Raw genomic sequence first — 18,772 nt, forward strand, 5'->3', positions numbered from 1 at the left:
CGCTCAATAGGACGATCAAACAGTTCTTGAATGACAAGATGTGAACTCAATGTAGGAACCTCGGGAAACAGAAAATGCGCAGCGAATCTTTCAGATGGGAGAAAACTGGATACGGCGCTAAAAACCGGACTAGTTTAAAGCCTTCTGACCAAAATTTCTATGCATCTGTACCGACCACAGCACATCTGTTTTTAGCAGATGCTAAAAAAACAAAAGCCCATCAGAAGATGAGCTTTTTGCAGCGAAACCGGTAATTAGATTGCAGTAATACCGCTGGCCTGGTCGCCTTTTTTACCCGCTACGATGGTAAATTCAACGCGCTGGCCTTCATGTAAAGTTTTGAAGCCCTGGTTGGTAATTTCGCTGTAATGAGCAAAAACGTCCTGACCTGAATCTGCCTGAATAAAACCAAAACCTTTAGTTTCATTAAACCATTTCACAGTACCAGTAACTGTATTTGACATAAGATAATCCTGTATTAAAAAACTTTTAAATTGGTCATAGATAAACCAATAATTAACTGGAAAATGACTTTGAAACTAAAAATCTGATACTACGAAGGATATTAAAAAACGACGGAGGGAAAAGATTTGCTGAAACAATAGTAATTCTTCTAGTTAACGACCACTATACAGACTTCTGTTCTGAATGCAATAAAAATAAATTAATTCAATTTATATAACTGATTTAAAGCAATATAAAAACTTTTACCATCCAGGTTAAATTCTACCTGCTGTCCGGACTGAAGCTCAATCATTTTACCGACTTCCACCCAGATAAAACCCTGGCTCGAGCGCTGCTTCTTTTTCAGCGGCATTACTTTTACAAAAATTTCCTGACCATTGACTGCAGTGGCCAACTGCCAATTTTCTACATTATTCAACATAACTGACTCATTATATGAGCTTAGGTGATCATTTAAGAAAGCTGTTCCATTTTATTAAAATTTCATCTTTCAAAAATCGGATAAAAACACAATCAAATTTGATTATTTTAAACTTTTCACTGTCCCAATTCTCACAATTATGGACAAATATTCAATCACTATAAGCATTAAAAGTTGGATGCGGGAGCCGGATTTGAACCAACGACCTTCGGGTTATGAGCCCGACGAGCTACCAGACTGCTCCACCCCGCAAAGGAGAGTTAGCTTTATACGCCCTATATTTGCTAAACACAAGGTTTATTTAAAATATACACTAAAATAACCACGGTTCTACGCTAAAATAATTCCCTTTATTTTGAGTAGAAAATTTTGGAATTATTAAAAAACAACAGATAATAGATTTCTTTCATAAGACATTTTTTACTCAGTTCCAAATTATAGATTCCAGCAATTAAATTGAATCTTAAGCCTAGTCTTTTTCCACGGTTACGATATCGCTCAGCAAGAATTTTGAAGGTTTTCAAACTGCCAAATACATGCTCAATTCCAATTCTTCTTTTATTGATTTCCTGATTATAGATTTTTAGTTCGGAATCCAGTTTACAGCGCTTCTTTGCTTTTAATGGCAACAAGCTATTTGGATACACTGTATAAATTCCCTGATAACCCTTATCCGCAAGGATAAATGCACCTGCAGGAATCTGATTCAAGTTACGTTTGAAGAGTTCGAAATCATGTACGGCACCACGACTCGTACATAAACTCAGGATTTTTTGAGTTTGATAATGAATGATGGCCTGTACTTTGAAGGTGTGGGTCTTTTTCTTGACGCTATAGCTTTTCTTCTGTTTTTTTAGGCCTTTGGATTGGAATTTCTGTGGCATCCACGATCACAACATTCCAATCGATGCCTTCGCCCTCGGGTAAATCTTTGGATAAATTAAAGAGATTGGACCGAATCAGGCAGTCTTCAACATGACGGACAATTCTTGAGGCTGTGGGCTCTGACACGCCATAACTTGTTGCGACATGGAACAATGTTCGGTATTCACGCCAATAGCTTAGACAGAGCAGAACCTGGTCTTCCAGGCTTAACTTGGGCGGTCTGCCTTTGGCAGGGACATGTTTCTTCAATTGCTCAACCATTAAATCAAAGGTTGACCATGAGATGCCCGTGTATCGCTTGAACTGAGGATCAGAAAGCTTGTTTGAATCGATGTATTTCATCCGCAGATTATGCATGAATGCCAAGAAATCTGGAGTGCAAATATCAACCAAAAAGAAGATCGTTTTTTGATTTATGAAAGAGATCTAATATTTTAAAAACAATTCAGATGATTTTATCCAGCATCACCCTTATTTATTTAAATTTTTTCCTTAAAATAACCGAAGATCATCAAATTAAAATCAGCGCTTTATTTTGAAATAGAATTTAGTATCTAACCCTACAGTATCCGCTTTTTGAGCCACTCAATTCTCTGGCATCTTGCAGATAAAAATTGACAGCGCAACGTGGGCCGTATACATATATATTCACACTTGTATAGCCGAATTTCTGTATACTTCATCTGCCCTGTAGGCTGACCCGTCTGGACCGAGTTTTCCTGTTTATGAAACACACCTTCCTGTCATCTGTAATCAAACCTTTAAGCCTGATTGCATTATCTTTAAGTTTAGCTGCCTGTGGCGACAGCGCCTGGTGGAATAAAGGCGATGAGCCAAGTCTAGATGCAGATCAGATCAAGCGACTGATTCCTTCCCGCGTGAAAGATCGTGATTCATGGGCCAAAGATATTTACGATATTAGTGAACAATTGGGTATTCCGCAGACCAAGGAAAATATGTGTACCATTGTCGCCGTGGTCGATCAGGAATCCAACTTTGTTGCCGATCCACAGGTCTATGGTTTAGGTGAAAAAGCGGTTAAAGAAGTCCAGGAACGCTTAGACGAGAAGTTTAAAGATAAACTCGGTGAAGCCATTGGAGGCACCATTGCCGGCTATTTTCAGGATGTACTGAAAAACCATCCAAGCCCGGAAGATAACTATTTAAGCCAGATGCGCCGGGTCAAAACCGAACGGGAACTGGATGAACTTTATCGTGAAATTTTTGACTATATGGCCAAGCATTATCATGTGTCGGCCCTGACCGGCGCCGCCAAGCTGTTTGGTCAAAATATCGGAGAAAAGCTGAATCCGATTACCACCTTAGGTTCGATGCAGGTGCATATCAGTTATGCCAAGGAACATAAACGCCAAGGCGGCAATATTGCAGAATTACGTACCGATTTATACAGCCAATATGGTGGCCTGTATTATGGTATTCACCGTCTGATGATGTATCCGGCTGATTATGATAAACCGCTATATCGCTTTGCCGATTATAATTCGGGTATGTATTCCAGCCGTAATGCCGCTTTTCAGAGCATGCTCAATGATTTAACCGAAGCCGAATTATCTCTAGACGGCGATTTACTGCTCTATAGCAAAGATGGCGGTGTTCGCAGTGCCAAGAGTCAATCTGAACGCGAGCTGATTAGTGTTTTTGCCAAACATAATATTGTGCTCACCCCACGTCAAATCCGCTCGGATCTGAAAAAAGAAAAAGAGCAGGATTTTGAAGATACCGCTTCGTATCGCGCCTTATTAAAACTGTATCAGGAACAAACTGGCAAAGAACCATTTTATGCGATGATGCCGGAGGTGGTGATTTCCGGGCCAAAACTCAGCCGTGATTATAATACCAACTGGTTTGCTACTCGGGTCAACGGGCGATATACCACATGCATGCAAAAAGCCAAAAATATAAAAATCTAGCCTTATTCGATTTTGATGGAACCCTGTATGAGCATGACAGTTTTACCGGGTTTATTTTTTATAGTCTGAGCAAACGGCATATTCTCAAGCGTGGACTGATCACCCTCCCCTGGATTATGGCTTATTATTTAAAGCTCTATCCGGCGCATAAAATGCGGCCCCGACTATTTAAGGGAATGTTTAAGTCGGTACCGCAGCATCAAATTAAGGAAAAAGCAGAAAGCTATGCAGCACAATTGGTTCAAGCTTTAAATCCGGAATTACTCAACCAACTTCAAAAACATCAAGCCCATGGAGATGATATTGTGTTGGTCTCTGCTTCTATTAATATTTATTTGGAAGCGGTATGTGAGTTATTAAATATTGATTTAATCTGCTCTCAGGTGGCTTTAGAGAACTCTATCTTTAGCGGTGAATATTTAACGGCAGATTGCAGTTTATATGAAAAGAAACAACAAATTATAAAGCGTTATGATTTAGAGCAGTACAATGCTATTTATGCCTATGGTAATAGTTATGAAGATGAGCCAATGCTAAATATGGCAACCTATCCTTATATGGTGGGCACAGATCAAGCTTTACCTGAAGTGACGCTCTATAAAAAATTAGCTTGATTTTAGAAAAGCAATAAAAAACCCACAATTTATTGTGGGTTTTTAGTGGATTGGGGTTACATGTAGCGGATGCCTTTAGTGGTAAAAGTAGGTAGTGTTCAAAAATCTGTGTCATTTCAATAAACTGAATCAAACAGGAAATGACACATCATGGCAAACAACTTTGATTTCGAAGCAGCTTTAAAACAATTACAATCAGGACAACCCCTCACTGGTGAAAACGGTATCCTGACACCACTAATCAAACAGCTGACAGAAGCGGCTTTAAATGCTGAAATTGAAAACTATCTGGAAGAAAATCCTAAACCATCCAATCGCAGGAATGGTTACTCTCGCAAGACCGTAAAATCATCCTCCGGTTCATTTGAACTGGAAACACCTCGTGATCGCACTGGTGATTTTGAGCCTCAACTCGTCAAGAAAAATCAAACCAAACTCTCTGAAGAGATCGACAGTAAAGTCATCTCACTGTTTGCGCTCGGCATGAGCTACCGTGATATTCAAAAACATATTGCCGATATGTATGCACTGGATATTTCCGAGGGTGCCATTACCAATATTACAGACAAGCTAATCCCCGAATTACGTGCCTGGCAACAGAGGCCGCTTGATGCCGTATATCCCTTTGTGTGGCTCGATGCCATCCATTACAAGATCAAGGATGAAGGCCGTTATGTCAACAAAGCCGTTTATACCGTGCTGGGATTAAATACCGAAGGCCATAAAGAACTGCTGGGTCTTTACCTATCAGAAAGTGAAGGTGCTAATTATTGGCTCAGCGTACTCACAGATTTGCAGAACCGTGGCATACAAGACATTCTGATCGCCTGCGTTGATGGGCTTAAAGGCTTCCCTGAAGCAATTGCTGCGATATTTCCGCAGACAGAAGTGCAGTTATGTATTATTCACCAAATCCGCAATAGCTTGCGTTATGTGGCCAGTAAGGATCAAAAAGCCTTTATGGCTGATCTGAAGCCTGTTTACCGAGCAGATACCAAGCAGGCAGCTGAAATGGCGCTAGATGAGCTGGAAGCCAAATGGGGGGATAAATACGAGAAAGTCATTCGTTCATGGCGTGAAAAATGGCATTTACTCAGTGCCTATTTCAAATATCCGAAAGCGGTTAGGAAGCCAATTTATACCACCAATGCGGTTGAAGCAGTACATCGCCAATTCAGAAAACTGACCAAAACCAAGGGGGCTTTCCCGAATGAAAATAGCCTGCTGAAATTGCTGTATATTGGCATTCAACAGGCTTCTGAAAAATGGACAATGCCGGTGACAAACTGGGGGCAAACCATCACACAGTTATCGATTTACTTTGAAGGCAGGCTCGATGATATAATTAAACTCTAGCCAATTCGGCTGACACAGAATTTTGAACGCTCTCTAAAAGTATTATTTTTAATAGGTATAATATTTCCACTTGCTTTAGTCTGACCTAATTTGATTTTAACATCACCTTTCATTTCAGTTAGATCCATGTCCTTTGCAACAATTAAATTACCTATGACTTCAATTTGACCAGTACCAGCAAACTTTCCAGAAGCCTTTCCTGTATTACCCGCCCCTTTAGAACCAATTAAATTACCAAATAATTTTGTTTGAGTTTGATTATCTGCATGAACCACAAACCCTTCGTCAGCCATTCCAATTAAAGTGAAAAGACTAGTCGGATATTTAGAAGTATCTTTTAAAAACACATTATCAACAGCAAGAATATCATCATAATTCTCAATATCATCTACTTGTTGTTGAGTAAAATCTTTACATAAATTTGCAGGACGCTCTGAATTAAGACAAACCTCCGCCAACCTTACCTTCATCGTAGCTAATTGCGAACTAAGTAAGTCTGCCCTATTTTCGCCTAACAACAACTTTTGCGCCTCTGTTAAATTATTACCATTTGAATCTTTGCCAGTTTTTAATTGCTTATCTATCATCAAAATTTGAGCGGTAATATCTGTTGCAACGATATAATCATAAGGTGAAAAGACATTTAATTCACCTGAACTACTACTTGCATCTTTTTCAATTGTTAAATTTCCAGTCGTAATGATTGTATTTCTAAAATATTTTGAGCTATCGTTTTCTGAGTCTGGTAAACGTATTACTACATCTCCATCAAACCAAAAAATTCCATCAAATTTCTGACCCATTTCTATTTTGCTTTGAATCAGTTTATTTACATCTACAATCCAAACATCTGTACCTGATGATTTTCCACGTGTTATAGCATAGTCCCTTTCAACTTCTTCATAATATGGGCAAGTAATTGATGTGGCAGAGTTTTGCAAATTCGTATTTTGCTTTTCACAACTGATTGTATCACCAACATGCTTAAAAATATAATTTGCATGTGCTTTCATATCAATCGCAGGTATTAAATCCAGCCCACCATCAAATTTATTTACTTTAATTCCGTCTGTCTCAGGTTGATAATCGACTACAGTTTTTCCATTACTTAGGTAAATATTACCTGATTCAAGCCCTTCTTTTATATTTGCACCAACAGATATTGCTACATTTTCAGTTAATGCTTGAAGCGTTTCTTTCTTTTGAACTTTCAAACCTCCCGCAAAAACTGAACCCTCATGTGCAGATAATCCTTCTCCTTGAACTATAATAAGGTCAGTTCTTAAAATCGCGGTAGCGCCACCACTTTTACCTACAATATCAAAACAGTAGCGACCAGCCCCACAAGAAACTCTTGTAAATTCAATAACCTCTGAACCACCACTTACAGTGCCTGATTCAATTTTATCAATATTGATTGTACTCTCTTTTTTTAAATATTTGACCAAAGCGTGATAGCCTATCATGGCTTGCATTTGAGCTTGAGTCTGCGCATGGGTCGTGGTTGCACTGGACTGCAGGTTCCGCATTGTCGACATATATCCCACAGTTAATACAGTTAAGGACAGACCAACCAATACAATAAACAGCAGAGAGGATACGCCCGCCTGTTTTATAAAAGAAATACCGTCTGGCTTACTTCTTTTGATATCCATAACATTTTGCATGACTAATCCTCCCTATTTAAAGTTAAATAGGCATGTAGTATTTTCAATTCTATGTGCGGCACTTTCTGTACTTGCTGCATAAGTATTCGTGGTAATAATTATCTGATACTTACCAGGGTCTAAATCAGCATCATTTACAATACCAAATGGCCAACAATTATTTTGAATGACCCTAATTGTCATTGCGCCAATTTTGTTCCCAGCAGCTTTACTTGCTTCAAACTGAATATTTTGGACAGCATCATTGATTTGGATTAAACGCTCAACTGGATCAGTTGTTACATTCGGTTTTGACAAATTCGTACAGTCATAGCCCGTGCCTTTTCCATAAAGCAACAAACCATTACTCGCATTTCTTAATGCTTGACACTTATCCGTCGCAACTTTCCAAACTAGATATTCAGCATTATCTGTACTTGATGCTGTTACGTTATAAGTATCTGAACCATTTTCTTCCAATTTATATGCTTTTAAATTTGTGCCGTAACTAGACGTATCACCAAAACCAATACCTTGCAAAATCCGGTCTGTCGCAATTAAACCCAGCATCATACTGCTATCACTTTGTGCACCCAATGATGCTTCAGCAGTCACTTTACCTGTTGTCACAAATGCGCGTAGCATTGCCAAAATAATGATGATCGAAAGTGTCAAAGCGATCAAAATTTCAATCAAAGTGAAACCACGCTGTGAAAGTTTTAAGCTGTGCATGTTCTTTACTCCTCTCACGGTGCTATTTCAACTGGAATAGGCACATTCCAATGCGTTGTAGAATCAGTTTTTTCAACCACTTTTACAGTTGGTGATACAACTGTAACTTCACGATCAACTGGAGTTACAATAACATTATCACCATTATCCTTAGTGATTACGTTATAGTCCTTTGTTTGCACAATACAATTTACTGTTACTTTTTTCCCCGCCACATCTAAATCAACATTATTGCTACAACCACTACCGGCAGAGCTTTCAAGGTACTGCCTCATTTGGTTCACAGTGTGCAAATGTAAATTTTGATCACGATGCAAAACTGCAGTACGACCAGAAATATAAGCCGCACCCAAACCAATAATTGCCATAAGTAACATAGACACTAACACTTCAATCAGTGTTACGCCTTGTTGATACTTAGATATCGCAGAAGTTTTATAATGTTCCTGATGCATTGTTACCACCTCCGCTTGCAGCTATATTGTAATAAGTGCAACTACCGGTACGTAAATATCCATTATTATTCAATGTTAGTTGCTGATGTCCTGTAGTACAGCCTATTGATAGTGTTACTGTAATGAGAGGAGATATTACTGCTTCCCAAATGACTACATTTTTACTGCTTATAACTTCAATCTTTTTATCTGTATTATTCACTTTTAACGTGGCTGCAACATCATCCTCTTTAACCGCATTCGGGTTACGCAAAGCTTCATTTTTAGCGCGGGAATATGCTTCCAAAAACTCTTTTTCCGTTTTGGTTATTTGTGCATTAGCTACCCAAGCTCGACCAAGTGGAAAAATAGCCATTGCCAATATTGCAAACAAAGCAATCCCAATCATCAATTCGATGAGGGTCACACCACGTTGTCTTACCATGATGTTAACCCACCACAAGCAGAATCGCCTGTAATACTACGTGAATTTGTATTTGTTAAAGTAATCTCACAACCATGATTACGATCATTACCAATAGCTTTTAAACTATATGTTGTGGTTGTCACAGTAAGCTTATAATCAAAAGTATCTGCCGATGGTTGCCAGCTTCCAGTCATACTATTGGTAGTGAAATAATCACTAACTGTTTTTTCACCTGCAGAATCAACATATTTTAAGTTTCGCTGATACAAACTTTCCATCACCAAACTTAATGCAACTAAATCTGACTGGGCACTACGTGCTTTGGCTTTGGTGATGTAATTTGAATACATAGGCATGGCAATAGCTGCGAGAATAGCCAAAATAATGACAGCCACCATTAATTCCAGGAGCGTAAAACCTGCGCTAGACGTGTGGAAGTTCGAGCCTTGTTTCTTATACATTTTCTTTCTTTACCAAAAGCATACTTACTTCTATAAAACTAGCATAGGATTTGTTTAGTATATGTTGTATAAACCTCCAAATTGTTTAGAAATAATTCACTGCATTTTAATTTTAATTATGATTATGATTTTCAATTAAAAAATGTTTAATCCTAAATATTTTTACCAATTGTTAAAATGTGTAAATAATTAACATGTTTTTCATATACATATTTAACTGAGTGTCATCAATCTTGTTGTGCTTTAAATTTTCATCAAAACTATATACTTATACTCACATAGAGTATATAAGCTTGGATATCATTGTACTTATCAAGTAATTGGCATAAATGCTCAAAGTTAATCATTTATGTGAATTATTTTATAAACAATTAACAAAAATCATACCAAATAACCTTTTTCTCCAGATTCCCGAGTTGGCTGCTTTGTTTTTAGTTTTTATGGCTCTTTCTATACAATAAAAAAGGCAATTTCCTATAAAAATTGCCTTTTTGTCTTAACGCATTTTATGCCTATTTTTTAAACGGAAACGCATACTTGGCAATCCGTTTCAGTACACTGCCATATTGTTTAAACAGGCTGGCATTGTTGTAGTGCAAACCATATTTTTCACATACTGCCTGTACTTTTGGCGCCATCTGACGGTAACGGCGTGCCGGCACATCCGGATATAAATGGTGTTCAATCTGATGGCTTAAATGGCCAGTCAGAATATGGAACGCTTCTGAACCGGTCAGGTTAGAAGAACCGCGAATCTGGCGCATATACCAGTGACCACGGCTTTCATTTTTCAATACCGATTTTGGGAATACCTCAACATCTTTGGTGAAGTGACCACAGAAAATAATACTGAAGGTCCAGATGTTACGGATTCCGTTGGCCACCAGGTTGCCAGTGAATACTGGTAACGCTGCAGGACCAGCAATCAGCGGGAAGAACACATAGTCTTTAAACAGCTGTTTAGAGATTTTGCGCTGTAAAGGTTTCCACTCTTCTTTCAGCTCAGCCTTGGTTTTACGGCCCATCCACACTTTACCGAGTTCCAGGTTTTGAATCGCAACACCCCACTGGAACAGTAAACAGAATGGAATACTGTAAACCGGTTGTAGCAGATGACCCGGTTTCCAGCGTTGTTCCGGGAACAGACGTACCAGACCATAGCCGATATCATCATCCATACCTTTAATATTGGTATAGGTATGATGCTTGTAGTTGTGGGTTTGACGCCAGTTTTCAGAGGTACCGACAATATCCCACTCATAGGTCTGACCGTTGAATTTTGGATCGTTCATCCAGTCATATTGACCGTGCATGACGTTATGGCCAAGTTCCATATTTTCCATGATTTTGGCAAAGCCGAGCAGACCAGTACCCAAAATCCAGGCTGGCGGGAACCAGCCAGCAAACAGGCAGGCACGACCCGCAATAGAAGCATAACGGATGGTTGAGTATACACGGCGGATGTATTTGGCATCTTTTTCGCCTAAATCATCCAGCACTTCCTGCTTGATGGCGTCTAATTCACGCGCCAATTCATCCAGTTCTAATTGGGTTAATTCGCGGTTTTTAGGATTTTTAAAATATTCAAATTTGACTGGCATATTCATAGTGAGTGTACCCGCTTATAAGTCAATAACTAAGTCTGTTTGTGCCGAATTCACGCAAAGCTTGAGCAAATTACCCGGTTCGGTGTTTTGCGCACCATTCACCAGATTTTTGGTCGAGCCTTCGACTTTGTTGCAGGCACATTTATTACAAATTCCCATACGGCAGCCATGCTTCGGTTGAATATTCTGCTGCTCCAGGCTGGTCAAAATAGATTGGCCTTTGGGAATGGTCACGGTTTTATTCGATTGGGTTAAGGTCACCTGCACAAAACCAGCTTCTTCATTGAGCATTGGGCTCATGCTAAAGGCTTCAGTTTTTAATTGTTGTGCATGCGCAAACAGTTCTTCTACCCGTGCAGCAAAACCCGATGGACCACAGGCATAGACTGCGCTCTGTTCAATCTGCTCAAGGGCTTGCAGATGGCTTTCATTCAGACGCTGTGCCGGTGTTTCCCCTGCCTGGGTATAAAACACGTCAAAGCTAAAGTGTGGATATTGTGTCGCCCATTGTTCAAACTGGGTTTTAAAAGCAACATCGGCAAAGGTTTTTACCCAGTACATCAGTTTAACCGGGGTCTGCTTTAATTGACCCGATTTGGCCAAAGCATCGACCAGGCTATACATTGGGGTAATACCACTACCGGCAGCCAGCAAAATGAGTGGCTGTGTCGCTTCAGGCAACAACATATCGCCATAAGGCTGGCCAAATTCCAGAATATCGCCCACATTGGCCTGATTGACCAACCAGCTGCTGACTTTACCCTGATCGACTTTTTTAACGGTTAACAGCACATGCTGAGTATCCAGTTGCGTCAGGCTGTAGGTACGCTCATAGCGAATTCCTTCAATGGTGACAAAGACCGGGTGATGTTGGCCCGCCTGTCCAAGCTGGAATTTCTGATTGAACTGCACCATCAGGCTGACCGTGTCCTGCGCGGTCTGCTGCTTTTGCACAATCTTGCCCAATGCCTGATTCACAGACCACAACGGATTGATTTTTTGTAACCAGAAGTTTGCCGAGTACGGATCAACAATCGCACTCGCAAGAGATTTGAGGGGAGATTTCGACTTTTCGATAACGTGCATAGCCTACACCACGCGATGAATTCTCAATTATTATACACATGTATATATATTTGTATATACGCTTGTATTGTTTCTATTCATTTCACAAGTTCACACACAACGGCTATACTACTGAAAAGCCTTTCAGCTCTGGACCCTATGACTCAGCCTGCCATGAAAATAAGTAATGATGTTCTTGCCCAAGATGTTCCCAACATCCGTGAACCCATGACGGTGCGTACGGTCGGCAGGAAAGCGACCATTACCAAGGAAGAGCTGTTTCAGGCTGCACTGAATCTGATCGGACCCCAAAAAAGTATTGCCTCTTTAAGCCTGCGTGAAGTCGCGCGCGAAGCCGGTATTGCACCGAATAGTTTTTATCGTCACTTTAAAGATATTGATGAGCTGGCCATTGCCCTGATTGACCGGGCCGGCCATGTGCTGCGTCAGATTCTGAATCAGGCACGTTTAAAAGCATCCAAACAGAACAGCATTATCCGCACCTCGGTTGAAGTCTTTATTGAACAGCTAGATGCTGATGAAGGTAATTTAAGTCTGCTGTTGCGTGAAGGCTATACCGGATCGACGTCTTATAAGCAGGCAGTGGAACGTCAGCTGAACTATTTCCAGCAAGAACTGAAAGATGACCTGATTCGTCTGGAGCGTTTGAATAACAGCAAACTGTCCCATCCGGAGATTGTTTCTTCAGCCATTACCCAGCTGGTGTTTAATATGGGTGCCAAAGTGATTGATATGCCCGCCAATGAACGTAAAATCATTGCCGAGCAAACCATGATCATGATCCGGATGCTGCTCGAAGGCGCACGCCATTTAGATGAAGCACAAATCCGTTAACTGGATTTTAAACTGCTTATTTAAAGTGTTGATCGAATCCGCTGCTGCACATCGCGTGCGCTCTGCTCAGGAGATTCCAGCGGGAACATATGCCCACCCGCTACAACACTAAACTCAATGCCATATATCTTTTTTAGTCCCTGCGGGAAACCTTGCTTATAAAAAGCACTCTGCTCTGCCGTGATTAAATGCACCGGTAAATTTGGGGCTTTACGCGGCCAACGCCACCACCAGCTTGGTACAGTTCTAAAAATATCTGCCTCGACCTGTTTTGGAATCTGTAAGCTGATGCCGGCCTCATCTTCTCTAAGACCATGCCGGATAAAATCCTGAAAACAGCGCTCATCAAACTGTTTAAACAAGGCATTGCCACGTAACTGCTGATAAGCCTGCTCACGGCTAGACCAGGCGTCTTTACGTTTCAGACTCAGCCCGGCCGGGGTTAAACGGTCAATCTGTTTTGAACCCAGCTTTTGCAATAACTCGAATATCGGCGCTGTTTTACCAATCACAAAAGGCGGGTCCATTAAAATCAGCTGGCTAAATAAATCTGGCCGTTGATAAGATGCCATCAGCAACACCAGCGCGCCAAAAGAATGCCCCAAACCGACCACCGCCTGTTTTGGTGTTTGTAACTCGATATCGGCAATGACCTGCGCCACCAGTTTTTCCCATTTTGGCTCAACCGGATAGTGCGGATTCAGACCAATGACCGGAATATATTTCAGCTCAATATCGGCATCAAAATAATCAAAAAAGGTCTGATAGCAAGGACTGGCGATGCCATTGGCATGGGCAAAATAAACAACAGTTTTGGTCATAAAGGTATTTGAAGCAGATAATCCATTTTGCAGGAGGTAATTTTAATTTTTGCTGCGATTCTCAAGATTAGCCAGGCTGGTTCAACACTCTACGCCTGACCAATATATTTATTTAGCCGACACCACCAGATTCTGGCTAGGCAAGAAAGTTGCGCCGCAGGTGGTTTTATCACCAACAATCACCACACCACGCCCTTTGACCTGGGTGGTTGGATCGGCCGCAATGGCCGCTACTGTAGTTTTACATTTTGGACAATAATGCTTCATGCCATTTAAATGCACGGCAATGCCATTAATAACAAATGAACTTTCACATTCAGCAACCACACCGCCATGTGAAGTTTTAGAGCCTAAAGTGACTAATGCTTTACCCATCGTTGTTATATCTTTTAAAAATTTGGCTCATCTTAGCATGAACATTTTACCGGACTCTAGTGCACTGATCGCCGGGCTGTTTATGTCAGGCAAATCAGCATAAAAAAGCACCCTTCAAATTAGACTAAAAGTGTCCAACTTTCGGGGTGCAGTTCACGAAGGTGCTTTTCTAAAAATTACGACTGTTATGGTTTAACCACCACCATCACCTGAATCGCTTCCGGGGTAACCGCAATACCGTCAAGCAGGCTTAAACCTTCTTTTTGCAATTTCTGCAAACGGCTGATTTCATCTTCACGGATGCTTGGGTTAAATTGCTTCAGATACGTTAGACGGTCAATTTCATATTGCCATTTCGCGCCATACATTTCTTTGGCCTGCTCTTTTAAGCCCGGCAAGGCAGTTTTGGCAATGTCCAGCGCCTGTGCATAACGCTGCTCAATCACTTCACGGCGTGCTTTTACCACCTGACGGCAGCTATTGCCATCTAAATGATGTAAATACGGTTTTAAGATTTCAGGGGCAATTTTTTGCGACAGATCCTGACCTTTTTCACTCAGCAATACACGAATCAATTGCTGCGGCAAGCTTGATGGCAGGTTCAATGCTTTTGGTGCAATCACATCAACCTTGAACCACACTTCCAGCAGCACCGAACCTTGCGGTAATGCAGCTGACTTTAACACCGCCACATTGGTACTACCAAAGCTTTGGGTATTGATCATTTCCATCACGCTTTCGGTAAATGGATGTTCCAAAGTCAGATATTGTGCATCTTCGCGGATTTGAGCCTGATCACGATAGAAAGTCGCAGTCATGCCCTCTTCATCTAAAGTCAGACCTTGTACCTGCATCTGGTCTGTTGGCTTGATGATGACTGTGCCATTGCTTTGTTCATCAAAGTCGATGTTGGTTGAAGCCATAAAGCGCTTCATGAACATTGGCAAGGTAGTGTTGTCATCATAATCTTCCAGCGCCTGGACAATTTCCTGTGCCACCACCGGACGGCAAGAGTTGTATTCCAGCAGGCGGTCACGGCCTTCCTGCAATTCAGCTTCCAAAGCTTCGCGCTGTACGCTAACCGCTTCCAGCAATTCTTCAAACTGCTGGCCTTGATCTGCCAGTAAGCAGTCTTTTAATTCAACAATGAAGTTTTCCTGCAAAGTCTGCGCCGTTGGGGAAATATTGCTGAAAATATTCAACGCTTCGTTATACCAGCGGAACATGCGTTCTTGCGCCGTACCGAGTAAATACGGCACATGAATTTGAATCCGATTTTCCTGACCAATCCGGTCTAGACGGCCAATTCGCTGTTCCAGTACGTCCGGGTTCGCCGGTAAATCAAATAAAATTAAATCCGATGCAAACTGGAAGTTACGCCCTTCTGAACCAATTTCCGAACAGAGCAGGATTTGCGCACCATAGGAATCTTCTGCGAAATACGCCGCCGCCTGGTCACGTTCCAGCAGGCTCATACCTTCATGGAACATCGCAGTACGAATACCAGCGTGTAAACGCAGTGCATTTTCTAGCGCTTCCACCACCGGACCACTACGTGCAATCAGTAGCACTTTTTTGTGTTTTAAATCGCTGCGCAGCTTTTCCATCAGCCACATTACACGCGGATCGGTTTCCATCCACGCACCATCAAGCTGGCCTTCTTCTGGCCACATCTGTTCACGCAACTTGCCCTCTTTGGCCCAGTGGTCTGGGGCTGGCAGTGGTGCTGGCTGACAGTCACGGCCCGGGAAGCCCTGAATCGCTTCACGGGTGTTACGGAATAAAATACGGCCGGTACCATGACGGTCTAACAGTTCATGAATGGCGCGGAAACGCTGTTCCGGATGGTCTTCAATACGATGACCGAGCAAGCCTTCCAAAGCAGCCAGATGACCTTCTTCCAGTGGCATGTCGGACATCAGTACTTCAGCAATTTTGGCTGTTTGCTGATACTGCGCTTCTTCATCCAGGAAACGGTCCAACGAACTAAAACGCTGCGGATCGAGCAGGCGTAAACGGGCAAAGTGACTTTCAACACCCAACTGTTCCGGGGTTGCAGTTAAGAGCAGCACACCCGCCGTTTGTTCAGCGAATTCTTCGACCAGATCATAACGGTCATTGCCGCCTTCTTCTTCTGACCACATCAGGTGATGCGCTTCATCAACCACCAGTAAATCAAAACCAGCTTCAAGTGCCTGCTCACGCAGATCTTCGTGGTCAATCATCAGGTCAATAGAAGCAATAATACATTGCTCGGTCAGGAACGGGTTTAAATCCGGGTCATGTTCTTTAATTGACGCTGTACGGGTCAGATCAAATAAAGAGAACTGCAGGTTGAAACGGCGGCGCATTTCAATCATCCACTGATATTGCAGTGAATCTGGCACCAAAATTAAAATACGTTCAGAACGGCCGGTTTTGAGCTGCTGATGGATAATCAGACCGGCTTCAATGGTTTTACCCAAACCCACTTCATCGGCCAGTAATACACGCGGTGCAAAACGCTTACCGACTTCGTGGGCAATATAGAGTTGATGCGGAATCAGGCCAACGCGTGAACCAATCAGGCCACGCAGCGGACTGCTGTGCATATTGGCCTGCATCAACAGCGCTTCAATACGCAGGTCGTACCATTCTTTATAGTCAATCTGGCTGGCCAGTAAACGGTCTAAGGGTTTAGACAGCTGGATTTGCGCGCCAATTCGGGTTTCATTCAGCGATTTCTGTTCTTCTGAACCATCTTCCAGCTGACGTACCACGTTATAACGCACCACGCCACCGCGATCTTCCAGACTCTGAACCGTCCATTTCAGGCCTTCCTGGTCCTGTACTTCATCGCCCGCATTAAACACGATACGGGACAAAGGTGCATTGTTACGTGCATAGACACGGGTTTCGTCACTCTTGGGGAATAAAATGCTGATTGAACGTTCATCTACATCAATAAGAACGCCTAAGCCCAGTTCTGTTTCTGTATCTGACAACCAACGTTGACCAATAGCAAACTGCTGCAATTTTTCCACCTTTTTCTAGAAGTTAGGACTGTCGCGTTATCACTCAAGGACTGCTTGCCATTTGAGCAAAATTTGACATCGTAAAGCAATATATTTTGACATAAAGCCCACCAAAAAGTGAGCTTAAATTCATGAGGATATGTTTCCCTTAAAACGGCACCGGGCAATTAAACTCCAGTGTTTCTCCCGTTTGAGGATGTTGAAAACTTAAATACGCCGCATGCAAACACAGGCGTGGAGACAGCTGTTGCTGCTCTGGCGTGGCATATAAGGTATCGCCAATAATTGGATGACCCAGATATTGCATATGCACCCGCAGCTGATGCGAACGGCCGGTAATTGGAATAAGTTTGACCCGCGTAACCGCCTGTCCATTTATTTCAAACTGTTCCAGCGCCTGCCAGTGGGTAAGCGCCGGTTTCGAATGAGAAGGATCGGCCATATGCAACGGCGGACAGGTTGGATCATAGACCACCGGCACATCAATGGTGCCTTCGCCGTATAGATGCCCGGCCACCACTGCCTGATAATGCTTATCGGTCTGGCGTTCCTGAAACTGGCGTGAAATCTTGTTTTGCCCCAAGCGGCTAAGACCAAACACCAAAATACCTGAGGTGTCACGATCCAGACGATGAATTAACAGGGTTTTAGGCTCAATGGCGACCAAACGGCTGATCAGGCAGTCTTGTAAATCTGCTGTTTTTCCTGGCACTGTGAGTAAGCCGGCCGGTTTATGGATGAGCATAAAATCTTCATCTCGATAAATCAGGTGTTCGGTTAGAAAATTACTCAAAGTACACTTCCAGGCTGATCGCGAAAATAAGGCGGCAATGATAAAAACCTTGCACCACAATTACAATGCAATTTGCGCAAATTGCAGACGTTTTTTCCGATTTTGCTGAATAAAAATGTCAATTTTCTGAAAATGGCAAATTTAGCCCGTTAAAATCTGCAGCAATCCGTGTAGTGTGGGTTTGGACTGCATATCTTCATAGCGAATATTGGCACCATTGGCACGCCATAAACCGACCAGACTCACCATCGCTACCGAATCCAGACCATAATTTTTTAGGTCGACATAAGGATCAATTTCCAAGGCATCCATATCCAGCTGTTCTGCGACAGCCAACATAATGCCTTTGGTCGACAATACATATTCTGACGGCGCACTTAAATCCCATAAGCGAGTCAGGCTATAGGTATTTAAGTGATGTATCCCCTGTGCCGAAATATTTTCAATCCACTGAATATGCTGTTCCTGATTCACCAATAAAATCGCATCGTCGACCACACAGAGCTGTTCGGTCACGCTATACAGATGCGGTAAAATCTGTTTTAGCATCGGAGTGATCTGTCCGGCAAAAATCAGTTGGGGATGGGTTGAAGCGTATTCACCCAACTGCTGCATGCCTTGCAGGACATCATCGCCGTATAGATCGACAATAGGAATGTCCAGTGCTTTGGCTTTATTGCTGATCTGGATCAGATGAGTCATCAGGTCGCTGTCCTGTATACCTACCATCATCCTTAGGTTTTGCAGTCCTACCAGTACCAAAACAGATTCATTTGATGCAAGCTGCCATTTGGCTTGAGATGGTACGAGTTGGATTTTTTTGGGCATGAGGTACAGCATGGAAGGCTCTTATAAATACAAAATAGCATG

21 protein-coding genes and 1 tRNA gene are annotated in these 18,772 nt (G+C 42.0%); 5 read left to right on the forward strand and 17 right to left on the reverse strand.

Annotated features, from left to right (window positions below):
• Nucleotides 1-74: 74 nt before the first annotated feature.
• Nucleotides 75-254 carry a hypothetical protein gene (locus ACVLR6_RS08890; protein ID WP_168400346.1) on the forward strand — a complete coding sequence of 60 codons (180 nt, stop codon included), beginning with the start codon at nucleotides 75-77 and terminating at the stop codon, nucleotides 252-254.
• Here ACVLR6_RS08890 and ACVLR6_RS08895 read toward each other — a convergent pair whose 3' ends face one another.
• The 5 genes from ACVLR6_RS08895 to ACVLR6_RS08915 form a co-directional block, all read right to left on the reverse strand.
• Nucleotides 255-464, reverse strand: coding sequence for a cold-shock protein (locus tag ACVLR6_RS08895; protein WP_005178879.1), 210 nt, complete (start codon nucleotides 462-464; stop codon nucleotides 255-257). It lies immediately after the preceding gene.
• Nucleotides 465-664: 200 nt separating this feature from the next.
• Nucleotides 665-886, reverse strand: a complete 222-nt coding sequence (locus tag ACVLR6_RS08900; protein ID WP_005178882.1) for a hypothetical protein — start codon at nucleotides 884-886, stop codon at nucleotides 665-667.
• Nucleotides 887-1,061: 175 nt separating this feature from the next.
• Nucleotides 1,062-1,138: transfer RNA gene (locus tag ACVLR6_RS08905), tRNA-Met, on the reverse strand.
• A gap of 98 nt (nucleotides 1,139-1,236) precedes the next feature.
• Nucleotides 1,237-1,770: a transposase family protein gene (locus ACVLR6_RS08910; protein WP_455995024.1), complete on the reverse strand. Its 534-nt coding sequence runs from the start codon at nucleotides 1,768-1,770 to the stop codon at nucleotides 1,237-1,239.
• Nucleotides 1,718-2,113 carry a transposase family protein gene (locus tag ACVLR6_RS08915; protein ID WP_075166718.1) on the reverse strand — a complete coding sequence of 132 codons (396 nt, stop codon included), beginning with the start codon at nucleotides 2,111-2,113 and terminating at the stop codon, nucleotides 1,718-1,720. Before ACVLR6_RS08915 ends, ACVLR6_RS08910 begins: the two co-directional genes overlap by 53 nt.
• Nucleotides 2,114-2,496: 383 nt before the next feature.
• Between ACVLR6_RS08915 and ACVLR6_RS08920 the strand changes: the two genes are divergently transcribed.
• The 3 genes from ACVLR6_RS08920 (at nucleotide 2,497) to ACVLR6_RS08930 (ending at nucleotide 5,672) form a co-directional block, all read left to right on the forward strand.
• On the forward strand, nucleotides 2,497-3,702 hold the full coding sequence (locus ACVLR6_RS08920; protein ID WP_005178885.1) for a DUF1615 domain-containing protein: 1,206 nt from the start codon (nucleotides 2,497-2,499) through the stop codon (nucleotides 3,700-3,702).
• Nucleotides 3,669-4,316: an HAD-IB family hydrolase gene (locus tag ACVLR6_RS08925; RefSeq protein ID WP_168400345.1), complete on the forward strand. Its 648-nt coding sequence runs from the start codon at nucleotides 3,669-3,671 to the stop codon at nucleotides 4,314-4,316. Before ACVLR6_RS08920 ends, ACVLR6_RS08925 begins: the two co-directional genes overlap by 34 nt.
• A gap of 150 nt (nucleotides 4,317-4,466) precedes the next feature.
• Nucleotides 4,467-5,672, forward strand: a complete 1,206-nt coding sequence (locus tag ACVLR6_RS08930) for an IS256 family transposase (RefSeq protein ID WP_004911237.1) — start codon at nucleotides 4,467-4,469, stop codon at nucleotides 5,670-5,672.
• Here the strand turns inward: ACVLR6_RS08930 and ACVLR6_RS08935 are convergent.
• The 7 genes from ACVLR6_RS08935 to ACVLR6_RS08965 form a co-directional block, all read right to left on the reverse strand.
• Entirely contained in the window at nucleotides 5,669-7,339 is a 1,671-nt protein-coding gene (locus tag ACVLR6_RS08935) for a hypothetical protein (protein WP_455995028.1), read from the reverse strand. The two genes, ACVLR6_RS08930 and ACVLR6_RS08935, sit on opposite strands and share 4 nt — an antisense overlap.
• A 12-nt stretch (nucleotides 7,340-7,351) precedes the next feature.
• A complete protein-coding gene (locus tag ACVLR6_RS08940) occupies nucleotides 7,352-8,050 on the reverse strand; it encodes a PulJ/GspJ family protein (protein ID WP_455995031.1) in 699 nt (232 codons plus the stop codon).
• 14 nt (nucleotides 8,051-8,064) lie between these two features.
• On the reverse strand, nucleotides 8,065-8,505 hold the full coding sequence (locus ACVLR6_RS08945) for a PulJ/GspJ family protein (RefSeq protein ID WP_455995034.1): 441 nt from the start codon (nucleotides 8,503-8,505) through the stop codon (nucleotides 8,065-8,067).
• The gene (locus tag ACVLR6_RS08950; RefSeq protein WP_168400341.1) at nucleotides 8,486-8,929 is read right to left on the reverse strand and encodes a prepilin-type N-terminal cleavage/methylation domain-containing protein; all 444 of its coding nucleotides are present in this window, start codon (nucleotides 8,927-8,929) and stop codon (nucleotides 8,486-8,488) included. Before ACVLR6_RS08950 ends, ACVLR6_RS08945 begins: the two co-directional genes overlap by 20 nt.
• On the reverse strand, nucleotides 8,923-9,372 hold the full coding sequence (locus ACVLR6_RS08955; RefSeq protein ID WP_455995037.1) for a type IV pilin protein: 450 nt from the start codon (nucleotides 9,370-9,372) through the stop codon (nucleotides 8,923-8,925). Before ACVLR6_RS08955 ends, ACVLR6_RS08950 begins: the two co-directional genes overlap by 7 nt.
• A 512-nt stretch (nucleotides 9,373-9,884) precedes the next feature.
• Nucleotides 9,885-10,979, reverse strand: coding sequence for a fatty acid desaturase family protein (locus tag ACVLR6_RS08960; RefSeq protein ID WP_104484700.1), 1,095 nt, complete (start codon nucleotides 10,977-10,979; stop codon nucleotides 9,885-9,887).
• A 15-nt stretch (nucleotides 10,980-10,994) separates the two neighbouring features.
• Entirely contained in the window at nucleotides 10,995-12,065 is a 1,071-nt protein-coding gene (locus ACVLR6_RS08965) for a ferredoxin reductase (protein ID WP_156189208.1), read from the reverse strand.
• Between the two features lie 207 nt (nucleotides 12,066-12,272).
• Between ACVLR6_RS08965 and fabR the strand changes: the two genes are divergently transcribed.
• Nucleotides 12,273-12,899 (forward strand): HTH-type transcriptional repressor FabR, encoded by a 627-nt coding sequence (gene fabR / locus ACVLR6_RS08970; RefSeq protein ID WP_228151050.1) that lies wholly within the window; start codon nucleotides 12,273-12,275, stop codon nucleotides 12,897-12,899.
• Between the two features lie 20 nt (nucleotides 12,900-12,919).
• Here the strand turns inward: fabR and ACVLR6_RS08975 are convergent, their stop codons facing one another.
• The 5 genes from ACVLR6_RS08975 to ACVLR6_RS08995 all read right to left on the reverse strand — a co-directional run bounded on the left by ACVLR6_RS08975 (nucleotide 12,920) and on the right by ACVLR6_RS08995 (nucleotide 18,742).
• The gene (locus ACVLR6_RS08975; protein WP_455995040.1) at nucleotides 12,920-13,720 is read right to left on the reverse strand and encodes an alpha/beta fold hydrolase; all 801 of its coding nucleotides are present in this window, start codon (nucleotides 13,718-13,720) and stop codon (nucleotides 12,920-12,922) included.
• Nucleotides 13,721-13,828: 108 nt separating this feature from the next.
• The gene (locus tag ACVLR6_RS08980) at nucleotides 13,829-14,095 is read right to left on the reverse strand and encodes a PAAR domain-containing protein (protein WP_005178913.1); all 267 of its coding nucleotides are present in this window, start codon (nucleotides 14,093-14,095) and stop codon (nucleotides 13,829-13,831) included.
• Nucleotides 14,096-14,280: 185 nt separating this feature from the next.
• A complete protein-coding gene (gene rapA, locus ACVLR6_RS08985; protein WP_075166923.1) occupies nucleotides 14,281-17,118 on the reverse strand; it encodes an RNA polymerase-associated protein RapA in 2,838 nt (945 codons plus the stop codon).
• Nucleotides 17,119-17,257: 139 nt separating this feature from the next.
• Complete coding sequence (locus ACVLR6_RS08990) at nucleotides 17,258-17,902, reverse strand: RluA family pseudouridine synthase (RefSeq protein WP_455995043.1); 645 nt, start codon at nucleotides 17,900-17,902, stop codon at nucleotides 17,258-17,260.
• Between the two features lie 141 nt (nucleotides 17,903-18,043).
• Nucleotides 18,044-18,742, reverse strand: a complete 699-nt coding sequence (locus ACVLR6_RS08995; protein ID WP_455995046.1) for a phosphopantetheine-binding protein — start codon at nucleotides 18,740-18,742, stop codon at nucleotides 18,044-18,046.
• Nucleotides 18,743-18,772 lie beyond the last annotated feature (30 nt).

The organism is Acinetobacter sp. T63, assembly GCF_053852345.1.

Coding starts and splice junctions, on each gene's coding strand:
- ACVLR6_RS08890 (WP_168400346.1), top strand. CDS start 75: ATGCGCAGCGAATCTTTCAGATGGGAGAAAACTGGATACGGCGCTAAA.
- ACVLR6_RS08895 (WP_005178879.1), bottom strand. CDS start 464: ATGTCAAATACAGTTACTGGTACTGTGAAATGGTTTAATGAAACTAAA.
- ACVLR6_RS08900 (WP_005178882.1), bottom strand. CDS start 886: ATGTTGAATAATGTAGAAAATTGGCAGTTGGCCACTGCAGTCAATGGT.
- ACVLR6_RS08910 (WP_455995024.1), bottom strand. CDS start 1,770: ATGCCACAGAAATTCCAATCCAAAGGCCTAAAAAAACAGAAGAAAAGC.
- ACVLR6_RS08915 (WP_075166718.1), bottom strand. CDS start 2,113: ATGAAATACATCGATTCAAACAAGCTTTCTGATCCTCAGTTCAAGCGA.
- ACVLR6_RS08920 (WP_005178885.1), top strand. CDS start 2,497: ATGAAACACACCTTCCTGTCATCTGTAATCAAACCTTTAAGCCTGATT.
- ACVLR6_RS08925 (WP_168400345.1), top strand. CDS start 3,669: ATGCATGCAAAAAGCCAAAAATATAAAAATCTAGCCTTATTCGATTTT.
- ACVLR6_RS08930 (WP_004911237.1), top strand. CDS start 4,467: ATGGCAAACAACTTTGATTTCGAAGCAGCTTTAAAACAATTACAATCA.
- ACVLR6_RS08935 (WP_455995028.1), bottom strand. CDS start 7,339: ATGCAAAATGTTATGGATATCAAAAGAAGTAAGCCAGACGGTATTTCT.
- ACVLR6_RS08940 (WP_455995031.1), bottom strand. CDS start 8,050: ATGCACAGCTTAAAACTTTCACAGCGTGGTTTCACTTTGATTGAAATT.
- ACVLR6_RS08945 (WP_455995034.1), bottom strand. CDS start 8,505: ATGCATCAGGAACATTATAAAACTTCTGCGATATCTAAGTATCAACAA.
- ACVLR6_RS08950 (WP_168400341.1), bottom strand. CDS start 8,929: ATGGTAAGACAACGTGGTGTGACCCTCATCGAATTGATGATTGGGATT.
- ACVLR6_RS08955 (WP_455995037.1), bottom strand. CDS start 9,372: ATGTATAAGAAACAAGGCTCGAACTTCCACACGTCTAGCGCAGGTTTT.
- ACVLR6_RS08960 (WP_104484700.1), bottom strand. CDS start 10,979: ATGAATATGCCAGTCAAATTTGAATATTTTAAAAATCCTAAAAACCGC.
- ACVLR6_RS08965 (WP_156189208.1), bottom strand. CDS start 12,065: ATGCACGTTATCGAAAAGTCGAAATCTCCCCTCAAATCTCTTGCGAGT.
- fabR (WP_228151050.1), top strand. CDS start 12,273: ATGACGGTGCGTACGGTCGGCAGGAAAGCGACCATTACCAAGGAAGAG.
- ACVLR6_RS08975 (WP_455995040.1), bottom strand. CDS start 13,720: ATGACCAAAACTGTTGTTTATTTTGCCCATGCCAATGGCATCGCCAGT.
- ACVLR6_RS08980 (WP_005178913.1), bottom strand. CDS start 14,095: ATGGGTAAAGCATTAGTCACTTTAGGCTCTAAAACTTCACATGGCGGT.
- ACVLR6_RS08995 (WP_455995046.1), bottom strand. CDS start 18,742: ATGCTGTACCTCATGCCCAAAAAAATCCAACTCGTACCATCTCAAGCC.